Annotated in this window: 13 protein-coding genes; 11 read left to right on the top strand and 2 right to left on the bottom strand. The window is 54.4% G+C overall.

Annotated features, from left to right (window positions below):
- Positions 1 to 381 carry a 30S ribosome-binding factor RbfA gene (gene rbfA, locus HU175_RS11095; protein ID WP_176566661.1) on the bottom strand — a complete coding sequence of 127 codons (381 nt, stop codon included), beginning with the start codon at positions 379 to 381 and terminating at the stop codon, positions 1 to 3.
- Positions 382 to 613: 232 nt separating this feature from the next.
- Here rbfA and HU175_RS11090 point away from each other — a divergent pair, with 232 nt between their 5' ends.
- From HU175_RS11090 to HU175_RS11060, 7 genes are all read left to right on the top strand, one after another.
- Entirely contained in the window at positions 614 to 2023 is a 1410-nt protein-coding gene (locus tag HU175_RS11090; RefSeq protein ID WP_176566660.1) for a hypothetical protein, read from the top strand.
- Between the two features lie 26 nt (positions 2024 to 2049).
- On the top strand, positions 2050 to 2841 hold the full coding sequence (locus HU175_RS11085; protein WP_176566659.1) for a queuosine precursor transporter: 792 nt from the start codon (positions 2050 to 2052) through the stop codon (positions 2839 to 2841).
- Between the two features lie 32 nt (positions 2842 to 2873).
- Positions 2874 to 4433: a sulfatase gene (locus HU175_RS11080; protein ID WP_176566658.1), complete on the top strand. Its 1560-nt coding sequence runs from the start codon at positions 2874 to 2876 to the stop codon at positions 4431 to 4433.
- 18 nt (positions 4434 to 4451) lie between these two features.
- A complete protein-coding gene (locus HU175_RS11075; RefSeq protein ID WP_176566657.1) occupies positions 4452 to 5558 on the top strand; it encodes a formylglycine-generating enzyme family protein in 1107 nt (368 codons plus the stop codon).
- A gap of 84 nt (positions 5559 to 5642) precedes the next feature.
- The gene (locus tag HU175_RS11070) at positions 5643 to 5960 is read left to right on the top strand and encodes a hypothetical protein (protein ID WP_176566656.1); all 318 of its coding nucleotides are present in this window, start codon (positions 5643 to 5645) and stop codon (positions 5958 to 5960) included.
- Positions 5961 to 5992: 32 nt separating this feature from the next.
- On the top strand, positions 5993 to 6826 hold the full coding sequence (gene aac(3) / locus HU175_RS11065) for an aminoglycoside 3-N-acetyltransferase (protein ID WP_176566655.1): 834 nt from the start codon (positions 5993 to 5995) through the stop codon (positions 6824 to 6826).
- A gap of 90 nt (positions 6827 to 6916) precedes the next feature.
- Positions 6917 to 9034 carry a PQQ-binding-like beta-propeller repeat protein gene (locus HU175_RS11060; RefSeq protein ID WP_176566654.1) on the top strand — a complete coding sequence of 706 codons (2118 nt, stop codon included), beginning with the start codon at positions 6917 to 6919 and terminating at the stop codon, positions 9032 to 9034.
- 2 nt (positions 9035 to 9036) lie between these two features.
- Here the strand turns inward: HU175_RS11060 and HU175_RS11055 are convergent, their stop codons facing one another.
- Positions 9037 to 10119 (bottom strand): PQQ-binding-like beta-propeller repeat protein, encoded by a 1083-nt coding sequence (locus HU175_RS11055; RefSeq protein ID WP_176566653.1) that lies wholly within the window; start codon positions 10117 to 10119, stop codon positions 9037 to 9039.
- A 374-nt stretch (positions 10120 to 10493) separates the two neighbouring features.
- Here HU175_RS11055 and HU175_RS11050 point away from each other — a divergent pair, with 374 nt between their 5' ends.
- From HU175_RS11050 to HU175_RS11035, 4 genes are read left to right on the top strand one after another with little or no spacing between them, the layout of a single operon-like run.
- The gene (locus HU175_RS11050; protein WP_176566652.1) at positions 10494 to 12215 is read left to right on the top strand and encodes a hypothetical protein; all 1722 of its coding nucleotides are present in this window, start codon (positions 10494 to 10496) and stop codon (positions 12213 to 12215) included.
- Positions 12199 to 18141: a hypothetical protein gene (locus HU175_RS11045; protein ID WP_176566651.1), complete on the top strand. Its 5943-nt coding sequence runs from the start codon at positions 12199 to 12201 to the stop codon at positions 18139 to 18141. The genes HU175_RS11050 and HU175_RS11045 overlap by 17 nt, the downstream gene beginning before the upstream one ends.
- Complete coding sequence (locus HU175_RS11040; RefSeq protein WP_176566650.1) at positions 18138 to 18920, top strand: hypothetical protein; 783 nt, start codon at positions 18138 to 18140, stop codon at positions 18918 to 18920. The genes HU175_RS11045 and HU175_RS11040 overlap by 4 nt, the downstream gene beginning before the upstream one ends.
- 29 nt (positions 18921 to 18949) lie before the next feature.
- Positions 18950 to 21016: a fibronectin type III domain-containing protein gene (locus tag HU175_RS11035; RefSeq protein WP_176566649.1), complete on the top strand. Its 2067-nt coding sequence runs from the start codon at positions 18950 to 18952 to the stop codon at positions 21014 to 21016.
- Positions 21017 to 21018: the final 2 nt, after the last annotated feature.

The following is a 21018-nucleotide window of genomic DNA, read 5'->3' as shown; positions in this document are numbered from 1 at the left end:
TCATTGATCTTCGTCTTCCTCCTTCGGGGCGGGGGGAATGTCGAGGCCGGAAAAGAGACGTTCCATTTTGTCGGCATACTCCGCGGTATCGTCAATGAAGAAAACCAGTTCGGGTACGATGCGGAGCTGGTGGCGAACGCGGTCGCCGAGGTGCTGCCGAATGACTTTACCTTTCTCCTGAATTGTTTCGAGCAGGAGGTCTTTATTTTTAGTGGCCAGAAAGCTCAGGTACACACGGGCAACGCTTAAATCGGGCGAAACACGCACGTTGGTAACCGTAATAAATGCTCCGTTGAACAGGTGCGGCACTTCGCGCTGAAAAATCTCGCTTAAATCCTTCTGCAGCTGCCGGGCTACCTTCTGTTGTCGTTTCGATTCCATGATGCTGTAATTGAGTCAGTGCTCCCTTCTATAACGCTGGTACCCTAACTTTGTTGATTCATTCACTGGGGCATTGCCTGTTGCAACAGGATCCGTTTGTTGATCGCACGCCCTGAGCGGTAAACCAGTTAGAGCGCCTGCCCGGATGAGATACCGGCAAATATCCGCAGGTTTTTCCATTCTGCCGAAAATGGGCGTAATTTCGCAGGGGTCACCAACTCTTTTCCGTCCGTTGTTACGTTTTTTTCGTGCTTATTTTCCGTATCAGTACGTCAGCCTGCTGGGTCTGTTACTCCTGATTCGGTTACCCCTGCTGCTGCATCCCTTTCCCCTGCTGACACCTGAACTGAACTGGTTACTGGTTGGGGAAAAAATGAGCCAGGGAGCCCTGCTTTACCGCGATATCTGGGACAGCATCAGTCCGCTCTCCGCGCTGGTCTACTGGGGTCTCCATGCGGTTGCCGGACGCTCGCCGGTAGCGCTGCACATAGCGGCCACGGTAGTTTCGGTCTTCCAGATCGTTTACTTCAACTACCTCACCAACAACCGAGACGTATTTCCCGACCGCTCGTTCTGGCCGGGACTGGTGTACATGCTGTTTCTGCACCTGTCATTCGACTGTCTGACGTTGTCCCCTGTCCTGATGTCGACCAGTTTTCTGTTGCTGGCGTTTGGCACGCTGATTCGGCAGATGGAGCGACGGGGCGCTACGGACGAGGTTTTCGAAGTGGGTTTTTATATCGGAATTGCTACGCTGTTTTATCTGCCGTCGGCCCTGTTCATTCTCTGGGCGGTGGTTTCACTGCTGCTGTATACGGGCGCTACGTTCCGGCAATACTCGCTGTCCTTGTCTGGTTTTCTGTTTCCAATTGCCGTTACGGTCCTGTTCTATTATTTCAACGACAGTCTCGACGATTTCAACCGGAATCTACTGTCGTCGGTCTTCCGGGTTCGACAGTATTCACTGTCCGATTTTCAGTCGCTGATCGCGTCGCTGCTGATTCCGCTGGGGCTGGGGATACTGGGTTTCCTGAGCCTGTTCAGCACAACCAGCCGCTACGTTAACTTCCAGCAGCGGGTGCAGCAGATCATGATGATCTGGTTTGTGACGACCCTGCTGACGACCCTGCTGACGCCATTTCTGGCCCCCATGTCGCTGCTGAGCTTTGTTCCGCCCATGGCCTACTTTGCCGTGTTTTACTTCGAGAACATTCGCAAAGCCTGGCTGGGCGAGATCGCATTCGGCGTAGCAATGGCGCTGATCTTACTGTTGTTTTATCAGGGGGCCCTCGGGCTGATTCCCAGAAGTGATCTGGGCCGGCTGACGAAGCTTCAGGTACCGCCTTCCCCCCTGCCCCGCACAATTCAAAATCAGCACGTCCTGATCATTGGCGAAGATTTGAGTGCCTACCGGAATAACCTCCCGGCAACGCCTTACCTGAACTGGGACCTGGCCAAGTACGACCTGAAAAATCTGGACAATTACGAAGCTGTCATCAACGTTTTCGATCATTTTCGCAAAGACCCGCCAGACTACATTGTCGATCATGAGGACGTGATTGACAAGCTGTTCCAGCGCGCGCCGGCCCTGGCCGAACGTTACGAAAAAACGGCAACGGCCGGTATTTATAAGCGCAGATAACCACCGTTTTAACCCGTCACGTACCTATGCCCTCCTACTCATTCACGAACAAACGGACAAACCTCTACATCTTCCTCAGCGCGATCTTCCTGACCAACACGCTGATTGCCGAGATTATTGGGGTCAAGATTTTTTCGGTCGAAACGTTACTAGGTACACAACCCGCTCATATTCACCTCTTCGGCGATTTTGTGCTGGACTTTAACCTGACCGCCGGGGCCGTGATCTGGCCGTTCGTATTTGTTACGTCCGATATTATCAACGAGTATTTCGGCAAGGCGGGTGTCCGGCGGATTTCGTTTTTAACGGCGGGGTTCGTGGCTTACAGCTTCGTAGTCATCTTCGCCGTCACAACCTTACCACCCGCCCAGTTCTGGCTCGACGTGAATGCGACGGACGGCGCGGGGCAGCCCATCAACATCAATAATGCCTTTCAGCTGATTTTTCGGCAGGGGCTGGGCATTATAATTGGCTCGCTGACGGCTTTCCTGATCGGGCAGATTCTGGACGTATCGGTTTTTCACGCGCTGCGCCGGATTACGGGAAGTCAGAAAATATGGCTGCGGGCCACCGGCTCGACCTTAGTGTCACAACTGGTCGACTCGTTCGTGGTATTGGGGATTGCGTTCTATATTTTTGGCAACTGGTCGCTAACGCAGGTGCTGGCGGTTGGGATCATCAATTATATCTACAAAGCCGCCACTGCCATTCTACTGACGCCCCTGCTCTATGTGGCGCACTATTTCATCGACCGGTACCTGGGCAAGGAACATGCCGAAGAACTGGCCAATGAATCAGCAATGAACTCGTTTATGTAACGCTCGTTCCGGCAAAACTTTCCCTGTTCCCTATGATCCTGAAGTTTGTATTTCAACCTTTGCTACACCTACCGGTCCTGGTAGCAGCTTTGCTAAGCCCTTTGGTTGGCCGGCAGGCGTGCGCTCAGTCAACAGATCGTCCCAACGTAATTTTTATCTTTTCGGACGACCACGCGTATCAGGCGATCAGCGCCTACGGCAGTAAACTGACAAAAACTCCCAGTATCGACCGGATTGCGAACGAAGGAGCTATTCTGCTCAATAACGTCGTTACGAACTCAATCTGCGGCCCCAGCCGGGCGACGTTACTGACGGGAAAATACAGCCATCTGAACGGCTACAAGCTGAACGAAAAGAAGTTTGACATAAACCAGCCCGTCTTCCCGGAACAGCTACAGAAGAACGGCTATCAGACAGCCTGGATCGGCAAAATGCACCTGGGTAGTCTGCCCCACGGCTTCGACTATCTGGACGTGCTCCCCGGTCAGGGGCATTATTACAGCCCGGACTTTGTCAATGGGTCGGGCGACACGGTGCGGCATAAGGGATACGTCAGCAACGTAATTACTGACCTTTCGCTCGACTGGCTCAAGAAACGCGACGCCGGCAAGCCCTTTTTTATGGTTGTCGGGCACAAGGCGACCCACCGCGAATGGTTGCCCGACCTGCAGGACCTGGGTGCCTATGATGACGTTACCTTTCCGGTGCCCCCTACGTTCCGCGACACCTACCAGAATCGGGAAGCGGCTGCCAGGCAGGACATGACCATCGATAAAACGATGCGCCTGAAAGAGGACCTGAAAGTCCATGCCGACTACGAACACAGCGGTACCTACAACCGATTTTCGCCTGAGGAGAAAAAGCAGTTCATGGCGTATTACGAAGGAAAAGTCAGCAAAGAGTTTGATCAGAAGAAGCTCAGTGGTGACGCACTGGTGCAGTGGAAATACCAGCGTTACCTGCGTGATTACCTGGCCACCGCCCGCTCCCTCGACCGCAACATCGGTAGACTGCTGGACTACCTCGATCAGTCGGGCCTGGCGAAGAATACGGTTGTCATTTATGCGTCCGATCAGGGCTTTTACATGGGTGAGCACGGCTGGTTCGACAAGCGGTTTATTTACGAAGAATCGCTGAAAACACCATTCGTAATACGTTATCCCGGCGTTATCAAACCTGGCACCCGGGTTGAGCAGATCGTGTCGAACATCGACTGGGCACCAACCCTGCTCGACATGACCAAAACCGCAATTCCAGGCGACATTCAGGGAAAATCGTTTGCTCCCCTGCTGGCAGGCAAAGATACGCCCTGGCGTAAGGCGGCTTATTACCACTATTACGAGTTTCCCGAACCGCACCACGTTTACCCGCATTTCGGCGTCCGCACCGATCAGTATACGCTGGTGCATTTCTACGGTGGGCTGGATACCTGGGAATTGTACGATCTTAAAAAAGATCCGCAGCAGGTAACCAATCTGTTTGGGAAACCCGGTTACGAAAAAATCACGACCGACCTGAAAGCCCAGCTGAAAGCCCTGATGGTTGACTACAAAGACGACGAAGCGCTTCAGTTGCTGGCGAAGAGTAAGTAAGGCAAATGCATTGATTCCATGATACGAAACCGATTTATCGCCCATTCGCTGCTTGCTGCGTTTGCCGGCCTGTTTTCTGGTTGTCAACATCAGCAATCGGCCGAGCAACAGGCGCAACGTACCGCCGACAGCCTTGCGCACTGTGCCGCCAACGGGATGCCGTCCCGGCAGATGGCCATTCAGCAGGCGGCCTCGGTCACGCCCGCGGGCGATGGCAGCACGGACGGCATGGCCTGGATACCGGGTGGTACGTTCCAGATGGGGTCCGATGAGTTTGTCGACACCCGGCCGGTTCATGCCGTTACGGTGGCTGGTTTCTGGATGGACGAGCATGAGGTGACGAACGCGCAGTTCGCTGAATTTGTGAAAGCTACCGGCTACGTTACCGTGGCCGAGCGTCCCCTGAATCCCAACGATTACCCGGGCGTTCCGGCCGATAAGCTCGTGCCTGGTTCGGCGGTGTTTACGCCCCCCAGTCAGGCCGTTTCGCTGAACAATCCCCTCCAGTGGTGGAACTACCAGGAGGGTGCTAGCTGGAAACAGCCTTTTGGTCCAGGCAAATCGTTGCCCGGCAACGATCTGAAAGGCCACGCCAACGAGCCTGTCGTCCACGTTTCTTACGAGGATGCGGCTGCCTACGCTACATGGGCGGGCAAACGCCTGCCCACCGAAGCCGAGTGGGAGTTTGCTGCCCGGGCTGGCAAAGATAACCAGACGTATTACTGGGGTCAGGCGCAGAAGCCAAATGGCAAATGGGTTGCGAACATCCATCAGGGGCACTTCCCGGACAAAAATACCCGGGAGGATGGGTATGAGGGGGTGGCGCCGGTTAAGTCGTTCCCAGCCAACGCCTACGGTCTGTTCGATATGGAAGGCAACGTCTGGGAGTGGTGCCAGGACTACTACCGACCCGATTATTACGCAGTCAGTGCCAGCCAGAATCCCCAGGGTCCGGCCGATAGCTACGACCCCGAAGAGCCCGGTGCGGTGAAACGCGTGCAGCGGGGCGGGTCGTTCCTGTGCAGCGATCAGTACTGCATCCGGTACAAAGCCGGTAGCCGGGGCAAAGGAGAAGTCACCAGCGGCAGCAACAACCTGGGATTTCGCTGCGTGAAGGAGAAGTAAGTATGTTTTTGGACAGGATTACAGAATTTTTTAGATTACTTGTCAAATAAAATCCTGCAATCCTGTCCTAGAAAGCAATCGTCTATGAAAACGTACCAAGTTTTGCTCTTTATCACAGCGGGATTAGTAGCATTGACGCCCCTCAATGCACTTGCCCTGCCTGAAGTGTGCTTTTTACTGACCAAAAGTCTGGCGATGGGTCTTGCTCTCTATTCGGCTTACGCTCACTGGCACGAATCGCGGCTTACGGCCGCAGGTATGTTTTTTCTGGCGCTCTTTATTGCCCCCTGGAATCCCTTCTTATTTGACGCTGCAGCAACGCATTATATATCATTGATGGTTGGCGCAACATTCATTCGGCTTGCCATTAATCTCCGGCCGACCGTAGATAAAAAGGAATAAGCGATGTCTGACGCATCTTAACCAAAGCGTAGATGATCCTGCTTGGCGACACGTATTACTGGACCCGGCAACTGCTGGCAGAGCAGTTAAACGCATTGGGTGTCCGAACGGGCGACGCCGTCATGGTGCATGCCGGGATGCGATCAGTAGGCCCGCTTGTCAATGGTCCTGATACGCTGATCGATGCCCTGCTTGATAGTCTTGGCCCCGACGGAACATTACTCTGTTACGTCAACTGGGAGCAGCAGTACGAAGACGCACTTGACGAACAGGGAGGGCTTCCCAACTTTCTGAAACCTGCCATTCCGCCTTTTGATCCGGCCCGCTCCCGAGCCAGCCGCGACCATGGAGCGTTTGCTGAAAGTGTTCGAACAACGCCCGGTGCCGAACGAAGCCATAATCCGGGTGCATCTGTTGCCGCTATAGGTGGTAAGGCTGCGTGGTTTACAGCCGATCATCCGCTTGATTACGGGTACGGGCCTGGCTCCCCGTTTGCGAAATTCGTTGCCACATCAGGCAAAGTTCTGATGATCGGTGCCCCATTGGATACGATCAGTCTACTGCACCATGCTGAGCACCTGGCACAGATTCCGGGAAAACACGTTCGCCGAATGGAAGTACCGCTACTCCTGAACGGTCAGGTTGTCTGGCGAATGATTGAAGAATTCGACACGGCCGATCCGGTCGTCGATGGACTGGACGACGACTATTTTGGAGCAATTGCCAACGACTTTCTGGCAACGGGGCAAGGACAGCAAGGACTCATCGGTCATGCGCCGTCAGCTATTTTCCCGGCTGCCGGCCTGGTTGACTTCGCGGTACGCTGGCTGGACGAGCAGTGCGGCCAGTTCCCTTCTGCTCGGTAATGACCCAGGCCCATAACCAGGCCAGACGCTAGGTCGAATATTATCTCATCCGTATGCGTATCTTTTGGCTGGATCCGCCTTTGTCTTTTGATGAAACGTATTTCTCTTGTTGCTCTTTTCGGGGCAGTCGTTCTTCTTTCCGCCAGTCAGTTAATCAGCGTCGATACCCCTATAGTCACTTCCGATGAGTGGCCGGAGTACCTGGGCGGGGGCGACCGTAACCACTACTCCACACTCACGCAGATCACGCCCGATAACGTTCAGAAGCTTCAGGTTGCCTGGTCGTATGCCGCCCCCGATACGGGACAGATGCAGGTCAATCCAATTGTTGTTGATGGGATTCTGTACGGCGTTACGTCGGCGGTGCGGGCGTTTGCGCTCGATGCCGCTACGGGGAAAGAGATCTGGCGATTCGGCGATAGCCAGAAAAGTTCGATGAGTACCAGCCGGGGCGTAGTGTACTGGAGCAACGGTAGCGACAAACGAATTCTGCACACAATCGGCTCGTATCTCTACGCGCTGGACGCCAAAACCGGCCTGCCGATTTCCTCCTTCGGCAACAACGGCCGGATCGACCTGCACACCGGGCTTCCCGAAGCCGCAAAGGATAAATTCGTTATCTCCAACACACCCGGTACCATCTTCGAGAACCTGATTGTCATGCCGGTACGCCTGTCGGAAGGAGCCGATGCCGCACCGGGCGATCTGCGTGCGTTCGATGTCCGGACGGGAAAACTGGTCTGGTCCTTTCACACCATCCCTCACCCCGGCGAACTAGGTTATACTACCTGGCCGAAAGATGCTTACCAGAATAAATACGTCGGGGGCGCCAACAACTGGGCAGGTATGTCCGTCGACCGAAACCGGGGCATTCTTTACGTTCCTACCGGCTCAGCCGCGTTTGATTTCTGGGGTGGTAACCGACCCGGTCAGAACCTTTACGCCAACTGTCTGCTGGCGCTGGACGCCCGGACGGGCAAGCGACTCTGGCATTACCAGTTCATTCATCACGACATCTGGGACCGTGACCTACCGGCTCCACCGAATCTGGTGACGATCAAACAGAACGGCAAATCGATTGACGCCGTAGCACAGGTGACCAAACACGGCTACGTTTTCGTCTTCGACCGCGTTACGGGAAAGCCTTTGTTTCCCATCAATGAAGTACCCGTTCCAACGGCCGGTCTGGGCAGCGAAAAACCCTGGCCAACCCAGCCTATTCCGACCAAACCGCTGCCCTTCGCCCGGCAGGCCAATACGCTGACGGAAAACGACATCAGTCCCTATGCCGACAATCGGGATACGCTCATCGCCCGCTTCCGGCAGCAGCATCGGCAGCGGTTTGCGCCACCCAGCAAAGCCGGTACGCTCATCTTTCCCGGATTCGACGGCGGGGCCGAGTGGGGCGGGGCCGCAGCCGACCCGGATGGAATTTTGTACGTCAACAGTAATGAAATGGCGTGGGTATTAACAATGGTCGATACGCCCAAACAGGACGAGCTGGCTCACCTGACAACGGGCGAAAAACTCTATACCCTTAACTGTACACCCTGCCACGGTGCCAACCGGAAAGGCAACGTCAAAAGCGGCTACCCTTCACTGGTGAACATCGAAGCCCGGCGCGACCGGGCCTTTGTTACGCAGATAATCAGCAGCGGCAAAGGTATGATGCCGGGCTTTACTACCCTTACCGCCGATGAAAAGCAGGCGCTGGTTGCTTTTTTATTTGGTGATGAGAAAAAAGAAGTGAGTGCATCGGCAGGCAGTAAACAACCATACGTACCGTATCGCAACACGGGCTACAACAAGTTTCTGGATAGCAAGGGGCTACCTGCCATTTCGCCCCCGTGGGGAACGCTCAACGCCATCAATCTGAACACGGGCGAATACGTCTGGAAGATCCCGTTTGGCGAGGAGAAGTCACTGAAAGAGAAAGGCGTACCCACTACGGGGAGCGAAAACTACGGAGGTCCGGTTATCACCGCCAGCGGGCTGCTGTTCATTGCCGCTACCAAGGACGGTATGTTCCGCGCCTACGCTAAGAAAACCGGGAAGCTTCTCTGGGAAGTGGAATTACCAGCCGCTGGCTTTGCTACACCCAGTACGTACCAGGTTAATGGTAAACAGTACGTCGTCGTGGCCTGCGGGGGCACCAAGCTGGGCACAAAAAAAGGGAATCAGTACGTAACGTTCGCGTTGGGGGATTGATCTTATTGCTTAACTCCACTTATGGTTGAATAATCGCCCAGAACAATTCCTTTTTTAACGACTACCGGACTACCTATGACGAATCCGCCAGTCTTGAACTCCCACTTTTTAGTTCCGGTCAAGGCATCTACAGCGTACAGATAGTTGTCGTTGCTGCCAATGTAAATAAGCCCGTTTGCTACAACAGGGCTTCCGGCAGAAATACTACCCCTAGATCTGAATGCCCATTTTATCTGCCCCGACTGCTCGTCTACGGCATAGAGATGACCATCAAAACTGCCGACATAAACCAGTTTATCAGCTGCTACAGGACTAGAGCCAACGGTCTGGCCAAACTCAACGGCCCAGCGTTGGGTGCCGGTTTTAGCGTTCAGCGCGTAAAGTTTGTGATCATAGCTTCCTACAAATAAGACACCGTCTTTTACGAAGGGACTCGACACGACGGCTCCCTTGGTTTTGAATTCCCATTTTTGTTCTCCGGTTAACGCATCCAGAGCATAAACAGAATAATCTGTGTTCCCGACGTAAACCTGCCCACCACTTACCTGACAGGAGGTAAATCCGCCCTGATTTTCGTACACCCAACGTTGAACGCCCGTTAGTGCATCCAGGGCATATAGAGAACCGTATCCAGAACTGACATAAATCCGTTGGTTCGCAATGGTTGGCGTCGACCGTACAGCGCCTTCAAGCTGCACGACCCATTTCTGGACGCCTGTTTCAGCATCCAAAGCATAAAAATGGCCATCTGTGCAACCGACGTACAGAATTCCTTTGACAAGGGCAGGAGATGATTGAATACTTTCAGCAGCGGTGAATACCCATTTCAGTTTACCGGACTTCGTATGTAGGGCATATAGCTTCCCGTTGTAGCTGCCGAAGTACACCTTGTCATCATCGACAATAGGACTGGCATTGATGGATGATCCTGCCGAAAATTCCCATCTTTTTTTCCCCGTTTCAGCATTGAGAGCATAGAATTTCCCATCAATACTGCCAAAAAAAATCAATGTGGAGGCTTTAGCGCAAGTGCTATAATGCAAAAACAGAAATAAGCAGAACGTTTGACAAAGGAATTTGGGCATAAGCTCCGTGAAGGTTTATCTGGAGTCATTAAGCTAAACAACAGTCAAATAGCCAGCTTAAAGTTTTTGTATTTTAATCGAATTATTCTTGATCAAGCCTGGTGCGTGTTCGGGTACATTACCGGCAATCATCTATACCTTCACTTATTCCAGATGTAGGTTTCCAGTATTCACCAATCAGGTACTTCTACGTATTAACCGGTCAGAAATACCATAATACTCTTTAACATAATGTACTGATTACCAGAACTATATCTGCAGAATACAACCAGCCGTAGTTTCCCGATCATACATTTATCCGATTGATTGACGCTGGGTCCGCCAGTAGTTTTGACACAAGTTCTTCGAGGCTAGTGCCAAACGCGGGTCCAGGTATGAAAACACAGTTACGGCTTCTCCTTTTCGGGTTTTGGTTGCTTTTTCCGGCATGGCTTTGCCTGGCATGGACCTCCCCGGTACAGGCGCAGGACAATCTCCCCAAAAAGCCTTCCCCTGTCAAGGTATCAGGCGGACTAAACGCCTACGCGGGTGCTTATAGGGCCAGTGGTATTGCCGCCCGGAATCAGACTTCGCCCTTTGGCCTGAGCGGTTCGGTTACGGTGGCATTACCTGGTGGTATCTCGCTTCCCTTCTCGGCAGTACTCGGCAATCAGGGCAGTAGTTTTCGACAACCCTTCAACCAGTTCGGCGTGTCCCCTACGTACAAATGGGCTACGGTTCATGCGGGGTACCGGAACGTTAGCTTCTCGCCTTTCACGCTGGCCGGGCATACGTTTTTGGGCGGGGGCATTGAGCTCAATCCCGGTAATCTACGACTGGGTGCCGTGTACGGTCGATTTAACAAAGCCATCTCGAGTAATCTCGCCGAACCCGACATTATTCCGGCTTACCAGCGCACGGGTTACGCCCTGAAAGTAGGCTACGGTAAACCGGGTAATTACGTCGACCTGATCATGCTCCGCGCCCGCGACGATTCGTCGTCTATCGCATCAGTGCCTCAATCCGTTACACAAACCGTCGTCCCGGCCGAAAACCTGGTCGTTGGGCTTACGAGCCGCCTACTGCTGATCAAGCGTATCACGGTCGAACTGGACGCGGCTGTGAGCGCCTTCACTCGCGACATACGCAGTACGCTGGTATCGGCGGAGGGCAGCAATCCGGTTGTCCGGCTGTTTGGCAAATTCTTTACGCCCCGCCTGTCGACTCAACTCACTCAGGCTACACAGGCCGCCATTGGCTACCGGGGCCAGAACGCAGGCATCAAACTCCAGTACAAACGCATTGACCCCAATTTTCAAACGATGGGGGCCTACTATTTCCAGTCGGACATTGAGAGTTACGCCATTGCGCCCAACCTGACCCTGCTTGAAGGGAAACTCCGGCTGTCGGGCAGTTATGGCTACCAGTTCGACAACCTGGCGGGCAACAAAAACGCCCGGACGGGGCGCTCTATCGGCTCACTGGTCGTGTCGTATAATCCGGCCACAGCCTTTGGTCTTGATGTACAGCTATCGAATTACGGCATTAGTCAGCAGGCTGGGCTGCGGCCGGTGATTGATACGTTACGGCTGTCGCAGAATAACCTGTCGGCAACAATCAACGGTCGGTACACGCTACAGAAAGATGCTATCCTCCAGGTTTTCACGCTGACCACGACCTACCAGCAACTCAGCGATCTGAACACCAAGACCGCCAACCAGACCGAGAATACCAATACGAACCTCAACCTCGGTTATTTCTACCAGCAGACCGAAACGGGCTGGGGTATCAACGGTATGCTGTCGTACACCCAGACGCAGCTACCCATTGTCGTTGGTGATAGCAGCCGGGCGGTACGGTTCTTCGGCCCAACGCTGGGAGCAACCCAGTCCTTCTTCGACAAAAAACTGACTACCTCGTTCAACGCCAGTTACCTTGTCAACCAGCAGTCGGGCGTAACGGGGCAGGTCCTGACAGTATCGTTCAACGGCGGCTACCAGCTTGCCAAGCGGCAGACGCTTACGCTATCGGCTAATTACCTGAACTCGAATACGGGTATTCAGACCCAATCTTTCAACGAACTCAGAGGTACTCTCGGCTATGGCATCTCGTTCTAACCACACCCATTCATTCTGGCTGATCCGTAGTGGCTTATTTCTGCTGTTGCTTCTGGTAACAGCAGGCAGTTGGGCGCAGACTTTTCCCTTGCAAATTCAGGTTAGCGTCATGCCGCCCTACAGTGCCTACCTCCAGGATTATCCCGGTACGGGGCAGCAAGTGCGCGTCTTTCTCATCAACACCAGCCGCCAGACGTATCAGGTACGGCTATCGGGGCAACTCACCGGCGATAACGGTATCGAGATTCGCACCTCACCGAACTACCGTCCCCCCCGCCCGCTGACCGTCCCTCCCGGCCAGACGCTACTTACCCGCAATGATATCGAGGGGCTGTTTGATCTGAATCAGATCGAGGTCGTCGGTATTGACAAAAACCTGCTGGCACGGGGATTTCCCCTGCCCGACGGTACGTATCAACTCTGCGTGCGGGCCTACAACGAAACGGCAGCGAATACTACGGGTGTTACGTTCGGGCAGGCCCTGTCGCCCGAGTTTCCGCTGGGCTGCTCGGCTCCGATCGTAGTTCGCTCGGTTGAGCCACCCATCCTGATTTCGCCCCTCTGCGACGCCGAAGTCTCAGCCACCACGCCCCAGGCCGTCGTGTTTACCTGGACCCCACCGGCCGGTGTCTCGCCCGCGCAGGTTGATTATACGTTACGTATCGTTGAGTTACCCCAGGCCGACGTAGACCCGAACGTATTTATCGATGCCATAGCCCTGCCGAAATCAGGCGTTGAGGTACGCGGACTACGGACCAGTACCTTTCTGTATGGTCCTACCCAACCACCGCTCCAGTTGGGTAAACGATACGCCTGGCGGGTGCAGGCCATCGACCGCTCGCGTCGAATCAATTTCATGAACGATGGCAAAGCCCCCGTCTGCGTCTTTACGTACGGCGCTGGTCTGCCGCCCCTGGCCAAAACACCGGGCTTGGAACTGGTGCAGACACCCATTAAGCTACTCCCCGTTCCCGGCCTGATTCCTGGTCAGGATACGCCACCAGCGGGGGCCACGGCGATTGCCACCAAATACACACCCTACAAACAGACGCTTGGCGTTAAATGCTCCTGCATGGTCGACGTACCGGAAAACCAGCCAGTAGACAACACCAAGGTATTAGCGAGCAAGACAGCCACCATTGCGGGTTTCCAGCTTAGCCTGCTCGACAACGTCAAGGAATCGGAGGGCGGGATGCTGAACGGCGACGGTATGATTCCGATTCCCATTGTCAATAGCTCCCTGGCTAAGTTACGCGTGCGTCTGTACGACGTACAGTGCAATGCCAGCGGGCAGGTTATCAGCGGTATTGTTCGGGCACGGCTGAGCGATTCGCCGGGTGCGGCTTCACTCATGCCCGGCTACGATAAGCCCAATTACTCCCCACCCACGTTAACGAGCGATCAGATTAGCAAATTCAGCGAGTTTTTCTCAACGCAGCAGGATCAACTGGTGTCGGCGCTCAAAAATTCGGCGAACAGCGTGGGTTTTGGCGTGCCCTTCGGCATCGATAAAACCATTGGTCCCGTGCAGACGGTCATTTCGATTACTGACGTAACGTTTACCCCCGAAAACGCTTATTTCAACGCCAATACCTGGATAAAAGCCCCCGGCGAGCCCGGTGGGTTCAACGGCATTCCGCTCAGTGGATATAACCTGTGCCTGTCGCCCGACAAACCCTGTGGCGATGGTATTCTGTATCTGGCCAGCGAGATGAAGCTAACCAATTATCTGTCGCTAAAGGGCCTGGACGCAGCCCCGCCCGCCGGGCCTTTTACGCTCCCCGACACGACGCAGATTACGTACGCTTTGTTCGATCAGAACGGCTACCGGCAGATGCGGGTGCATGCCGCCCTGAAACCACCCAAGCTGCTTGATGTTGCGACTAACAGTCAGCTCGCAATAAGCCTGAACTTTGGCATGACCGGTGCCGATTTCACCGACTGGACCGCCCAAGTGTTCTTCCCGGAATTTTACGTACAGGGGCTTAAAGACATTACGTTCGCGATGCAGCCCGGCAAACCGGCGCTCTACGACCATTCCGAAACGGCGACGCCCGGCAAACTCCCGGTGAATTACGATGGATATCAGCCGGGTGAAGAGAACCTGTGGAAAGGGCTGTTCTTCCCCGAAATACAGGTCAAACTGGGCGGTTTCTTCTCGAAACTCTCTCAGAGCGGCACAACGCTGACCGGCGGGGTACAGGATCTGATTTACGACGATAACGGCCTGACCGGTAAGGCCTATCTGGTGCATCCGCTTGGGCTGGGTGACGGGAACCTGGCCAGTTGGTACGCGTCAATTGATACGGTGGCCATCGATTTTCTGAAGAGCGATTTTCAGAGTTCGCACATGAACGGTCAGGTTGTTCTACCCATTTTCAAGTACAAAGATAAGATGGACGAAAGCGCGGTCTGGCCCTGGACCTGTACGCTGAAGAAAGACGAAAAAGGGGGCGACATGGCCTACCAGTTTCTGATTTCACCCAAGCAGGATGCTGCCGTGGAGGTATGGCGAGCAACGCTCGCGCTAAACAAAGACCTTACGTACATCTCCGTGGGCAACAAGTCCGGGAAGTTCGTGGCCGAAGCGGTGCTGGATGGCAAGATAAGCATCAATACCGGGACGTTCATTTCCCCCGGCATGACGTTTAAGGGCCTAACACTCACCTCCGAAGATCCGTACATCAAACTTGAGGGCTTCACTACTTCGTTTGCCTCTCCCCAAAAAGATCTGGCGGGTATGCCGTTTACGCTGACGGATGTGAACCTGAAAAAAGCGTTGGCACCGGCCCCGCTCGGTCAGTTCGACTTTAGCTTTACCGGGGGGCTGGAACTGGCCGAAGCGGCCAGCCTGACGGCAACAGCAACGACCCGCTTGCGTTTCTCGGCGGGCCTGACTGGCGGACGACCCGATTGGAAATACGTCGATACGTACGTGGATAAGGTTACCGGCGACGGTCACATTGGCCCACTAACGGCAAAGGTCGATCTGGATTTTTACCATGATGACGCGAAATACGGCAACGGATTCAGCGGAAAAGCGACGCTGGGTCTGGGTTTCGTGGGTGGACTGGCCGTCAAAGCCAAATTCGGCAAAACGATGGGCAACGACGGTTATCGCTACTGGTACGTCGGCGGAACGGCCATCCTACCGGCGGGGGGCATTCCCATCGGAACGACGCCGGTAGCGTTCAAGGGCTTCGGCGGTGGGGCGTTCAGCCGGATGACCCAGGTTACCGACAAACAGGGGCAGATCGATTATGAGCCCAGCAGCGGTACGAAGTTTGCACTAGAGGCAAAGGTTATCCTGGGCACCACCGGATCTAATCTACTGAATGTGGATGCCGGGCTAACGATGGCCTTCAGTAATAACATGGCCCCGTCGTTTGTCGGTATTCACGGCGACGCCTACCTGTTGGCCAGTGATCCGCCTAACTACGGAAGCGCCCTGGCTAAGGGAACCGTCGATATTGCCTACGACATTGCTCAGGACGTATTCGATACGAAAGGCAGTCTGACGGCCAGTTATGGCGTCGAAGGCTTCAAGGTCGAGGCTGTAGCCCGCGAGGTTGGTCTACGAATTAAGCCCAGCGAGGGAAAATGGTTTTTCAGTCTGGGCGTCCCCAACGACCGATTGAATCTGAACATCTATGTTGCCAGTACTGATCCGCTCTTTACGTTCGGATCCTACCTGCTGACGGGCAATGATATCCCCGGCAATCTGGGCAACATCCCCCCTGACCCCTACAAGCTGTCAGCCAAGACTAAAAACGACCTGCATTATAAATCGCAGGACATTACTCCTCTGATTGCCAGTAAAACGCCCCTGCTGGCGTTTGGTGCTGGTTACCACGTTGGTCATGAATACAAGGTCGGACCATTCTTCCTGAATTTTACGGGTGACATGGGGTACGACCTGGCGCTGTACAATACCGATCAGGCCTGTGGCGGTACCCTACCGGGCATCAATGGCTGGTACGCCACCGGGCAGCTCTACGCCTATCTCTACTTCGCGCTTGGTATCGACGTTGACTTATGGGTGTACTCCGGCCGGATTACGGCAGTTGAACTGGAAGCCGGAGCCTTGTTACAGGGGGGGCTGGTTAACCCAATCTGGTTTCACGGTAACGTGTTCCTGCGCTACAGCGTCCTGAGTGGTGCTGTCAAGGGCAAAATGAACATGGATTTCTGGTACAATAAGGACGGTCAGTGCAAACCGGCCTACACGCCCCCTAATCCGTTCGCCGACCAGCCTCTTATCTCCCGCATTGCGCCCAGTACGTCTGCCAACGATCAGGTTTCAACGCTCACCCCCTTGTACGCCGAGTTTAATTACCCGGTCAACTCGGAGATGATCGTCGACGCCGTCACACCGGAAGGAAAAACGCTGCATCGTCGCTTCAACATTCACTTTAAGAAAGGTGAATCGTTCGAAACCGGATTGGCGCGAAAAAGCGGCCCGGGCGGCTATGAGCAGTGCGTCAGCGATCCGACGGGTAAGATTAAGTACGGCCAGGAAGGCTCCGAAGAAGAAGGCGAAACCTATACCGCTACGTTCTACCGGACGTGGGCGATGGCACCCCTCTCGCAGTACGACTTAAATCTAGGGGTTGAAGTCTGGCACGAATACACGCCGGATGATAACGACCCTGATTATAAGTCAGGCTGGCACCCGTACCGCTATAAAAAATCACCCGTCGAGCAATCTGTTACGGCCTCTTTCAAAACGGGTGCCTGTCTGACTGGCCTCACCCGCGAGGGGGGCGTGAGCGCTACTGTACTGTTCTCCTACCCCTTCGAAGGGCAACGGTATTTTACGCGTAAAGATGGGAGCAGTTTCGGAGTGGTCATGCTGTCGGCTAAGATGTGCTGCATGGATAACCTGGCCAGCGACAAATATTTCTCGCTTCAGGTACGCATGACACCTTACCAGAATGGCGCCATCAATCCGACCAAAGCTGGCGGGGCGCTGTATGCCGATGCGACATTCAAAGACAACAACCGCGCTCAGTACAACTTGCCACTGGGCCTACAGGCCAACACGCTCTATGCCCTCGATCTGGTCCGGGTACCGACCCAGGCCTATATCGAGGAGCAGGAAGCCCTCGCCAAATCCCTGAAGCAGAAAGCGGTTTCGGCCAGTTCGCTCAGCAAGAACAAGTTTTTAAACAGCTTATCGGTCGGTCCGAATCAATCGGTTGGTACAGCTACGTCCTCATCGGCTAGTGGGCCGATGGTGAATGCACAAACCAGCGTACAGCCGGTCGGCGTCGCAACGCCGGGCGCCGGCCTCGGGAACTTCGCACTGTCTATCAACCAGAAGGTCGTTACGCTGACGGAGGAAGAATACCTGAAACAGCTAACGGCAACGGGAACCCGCTCGGTCAAATACAACGAACGATTGTCTGATTTGAAGCAGTTCAGCATCAGTTACAAACAGCCGGATGATCCCGAGAGCTTGTCGCAGAAGTACGAGCAGATTCTCTACAGCTATTACTTCAAAACCAGCCGTTTTGACCGGATGGAAGACAAGCTCAAAGCGGTGACCATGCTGGCAACGAATCAGAAAGTCTATCCCGTCATGCGGAATGGCTACAGTCGCGACAACGCCTATGGCATTGGTTTCCAGTCACCCGAGCCCTTCGATACGTTCGAGCTGGAACCGCAGCCCGTACCCAATGGCTCGATCATGATTCAGCCACTGGTCAACTTCCGCGACAACAGCTACAACGACTGGGTGAGCAACTTTATGTTCTCCATGTTTGACGCCCTGATCCCGATGGGGACGGACAGCAAAGCGCTCAAATCGGTCTACGAAGCAAAGGATTATCTGCTCATGTACAACCGGACCGACTTTGTAGCTCCGGAGCCTCCGCTCTCGTCGAAAAAAATCAAATCCATCCTTAAAAACGCGAACCACAAATGAAAACGCTATGCTACTGGCTGCTCCTGGTCGCGGGAGGACTGGCCTGCGGTACAACACTGGCGCAGAAACCGGGCAGCCTGAATAAACCAGTACAGACGCCGGGCAAGTCAACGATCAAGAATCAGGTTAGTGGGGCATTGGGGAATGCGGATCAGAGCAACAAAACAGCATTTGCCAGTACCGCGCCGATAAGCAAGGAGCAGATGACACTGGTGGCCAACGGAGTACCACTCAACGATCTCGATATTAGCCCAGTCAGCAACAGTTTATTCCCCGAAAACAAAGATCCACTGGGCAATTACCTTAAGCAGGGGCAGTCGGCTACGCCGATGACCTATGGTGTAACGTACAAAAGCTGGGTCATCTTCGACGAATGGATGAACCGCATGGCCGTTTGTATGGACCGGTGCGAAGCGTTCTGGGATGCCTATCCTGCCACTCGAACAGCGACAACCAAAAAGCAGATGGTAGCGGCACTAGGCTACGGCGAAAATGAAACGAAGGCATTCATGGACGTGCTGAAAGCGAATGCTGATTTCTCATCAATTTTTCTGTTCTACGACGCCTTCGTGACCTACTACAACACGATGGATTACCAGCCCATGCGGAAGTATGCCGGTAAGGCAACCTTCCAGATCAGTTGGCTGGCGCTCGACCCGTACGACTTCTACATCGCGATCCTCCAGAACAACATGAGTATGATCGACGCCAAAGCGGGCTCCGGCCAGAACCGGGGTAACGTCCGTAAGACATCCACCTTTATCCCGGCCACAAAATGATACGTTCTCTCCTTTCAATTTTACTGCTCATGTGCCAGGTTCAACTTGCTACGGGCCAGGCAAAAACCCAGCGCCAGAACCTGGCTAACCAGCCATCGGACGATCAGTCTACTGGTCCCCAGCGTTACCACCTCGGCGCAGTGGCCCGCTCCTACGGTGATTCGATCCTTGTACGGTGGGCTCCCGAGCAGGCCTTACTGTTCAAAGCCGCCGTTCGTTCGGGAGGCTACAGGCTGACCCGCCGAACAGTCGGTGCCAATGAGGTCATCGATATAACAGTCAAACCCTGGACGGTGGAGGAATGGAAGCAGCGCGCCAATCGACGGGATACCATTGCGGGCGTCTGCTCGCAACTCCTATGGGGAAAAGCCGAACCTATGCCGTTTGACCAGAATGTGAACTTAAGTGGTATCCTTCAACAGCAGCAACAAAACAATTTCCGACTGATGCTGGCACTCCTGCTTGCCGACGAAGATCCACGACATGCAGCGGGTATGGGCCTGGGTTACATTGACAAAAACGTCCAACGGGGTAAGCGGTACGTGTATGCTATATCGGCCATCACCGATCGGACCGTATTGTACTCCGACACAGCCCGCACCCTGATCACGAACGATGGCCCGCATCCTCGCTCTGACATGATTGAAATCAAAACAGAAGCGGGTGATCGGGTTGCCAAAATCTCCTGGAACCGGGCGCTGGCTGAAACACAGTTTTCGGCCTACTACGTCGAAAAATCAGTGGATGGGGGACGAACGTTCCGGCGACTCAACAAGCGCCCCTGGCTACAGCCCCCCACGGGCAAGTTTGCTCAGGTCTATGAGTATACAGACTCACTAGCCCAGAATTACCGGCCTGCCCAGTACCGGGTCATTGGGCTAACAGCCTTCGGCGAGCTAAGCCAGCCATCGCCCGTAGTCACCGCGCAGGGAATTGACCGAACTGGCCCAGCCGCCGTGAGCAAACTCCAGGCCCTCCACCAATCCGGCGGGCGGGTTCGGCTGAGCTGGCAGTATCCCAAACCACCGGGCGACCTGGCAGGCTACGTAGTGGCCAAGAGTGCCGACTCGCAGGGACCGTTTCAACCCCTCACCGACCGACTGCTAGCCCCCAACCAGCGTGAATTCACAGACACAACAGCTGTCCCCTCGCAACCCGCCTATTACGTGGTTGTTCCCGTCGACACAGCCCGGAATGCGGGAGCATCGCTTCCAGCTTATTGTTTGTTCAAGGATACGAATGGCCCGTCCAAACCCAAAAACCTACAGGGTTACGTCGATTCCACGGGTTTTGTGCGCCTGGTCTGGGACCGTAATCCAGAAACCGATTTGCTGGGCTATATGGTCGTTTGGGCAAACGATCCAACGCATGTTTTCACGCCCAAAACAGCCGATTACCTGACCATCAGCGTCTTTAACGATCAGACGACGTTACGTACGCTTACCCGGAAAATCTACTACCGGGTAATTGCCTACGACAAAAACCGCAATCCGAGTGTGGCGTCAGACATTCTGGCCTTGACCCGCCCAGATCGAATTCCGCCGGTAGCTCCGGCCATCAGAACGTATACGGCAGCTGATACGGCCATTACAATCGCTTGGACCCCTAGCAGCAGTGAAGACGTAGACTATCAGATCCTGTTACGTCGGGAGGGCGATTCCCCGCGCTGGACCGAGCTCAAAAAAGCAGCCAAGCAGCAAACGACGTTTACAGACACGGACGTAAAACCTGGCGTTGACTACGCTTATGCTCTCATTGCCGTCGATTCAGCCGGTCTCCGTTCAGAGCGGTCATTCCCCCTGAACACCCGAACCTTACGAGCCTCTCCGAAATCCATTAGCAATCTTACCGTAACTGTTGATTCGCAACAGAAGCGGACATCGCTGGCCTGGTCTTACCCCCGCACGGATGTTCGATTTGTCGTATATCGAGGACTATCACCCAACGGGTTGCGGAGTTATGAGGCCGTAAACCGCCAAACAACGTTTGCTGATACACGTGTACCAGCTGGGCAGTATGAGTATGCCGTGCGCGTGATCTACCCCGACGGTACCCAGTCGGGCCTGTCGAACCGGGTTAAAATTGAGGTCAAATAGCC

Source organism: Spirosoma sp. KUDC1026 (assembly GCF_013375035.1).
GTDB lineage: Bacteria > Bacteroidota > Bacteroidia > Cytophagales > Spirosomataceae > Spirosoma.
The sequence above is the reverse complement of the archived record's forward strand: the minus strand, read 5'-3'. Positions and strand labels throughout refer to the sequence as shown.

Excerpts from the sequence above, each read along its gene's own strand:
- rbfA (WP_176566661.1), bottom strand. The coding sequence starts at position 381 with ATGGAATCGAAACGACAACAGAAGGTAGCCCGGCAGCTGCAGAAGGAT.
- HU175_RS11085 (WP_176566659.1), top strand. The coding sequence starts at position 2,050 with ATGCCCTCCTACTCATTCACGAACAAACGGACAAACCTCTACATCTTC.
- HU175_RS11080 (WP_176566658.1), top strand. The coding sequence starts at position 2,874 with ATGATCCTGAAGTTTGTATTTCAACCTTTGCTACACCTACCGGTCCTG.
- HU175_RS11075 (WP_176566657.1), top strand. The coding sequence starts at position 4,452 with ATGATACGAAACCGATTTATCGCCCATTCGCTGCTTGCTGCGTTTGCC.
- HU175_RS11070 (WP_176566656.1), top strand. The coding sequence starts at position 5,643 with ATGAAAACGTACCAAGTTTTGCTCTTTATCACAGCGGGATTAGTAGCA.
- HU175_RS11060 (WP_176566654.1), top strand. The coding sequence starts at position 6,917 with ATGAAACGTATTTCTCTTGTTGCTCTTTTCGGGGCAGTCGTTCTTCTT.
- HU175_RS11055 (WP_176566653.1), bottom strand. The coding sequence starts at position 10,119 with ATGCCCAAATTCCTTTGTCAAACGTTCTGCTTATTTCTGTTTTTGCAT.
- HU175_RS11050 (WP_176566652.1), top strand. The coding sequence starts at position 10,494 with ATGAAAACACAGTTACGGCTTCTCCTTTTCGGGTTTTGGTTGCTTTTT.
- HU175_RS11045 (WP_176566651.1), top strand. The coding sequence starts at position 12,199 with ATGGCATCTCGTTCTAACCACACCCATTCATTCTGGCTGATCCGTAGT.
- HU175_RS11040 (WP_176566650.1), top strand. The coding sequence starts at position 18,138 with ATGAAAACGCTATGCTACTGGCTGCTCCTGGTCGCGGGAGGACTGGCC.
- HU175_RS11035 (WP_176566649.1), top strand. The coding sequence starts at position 18,950 with ATGTGCCAGGTTCAACTTGCTACGGGCCAGGCAAAAACCCAGCGCCAG.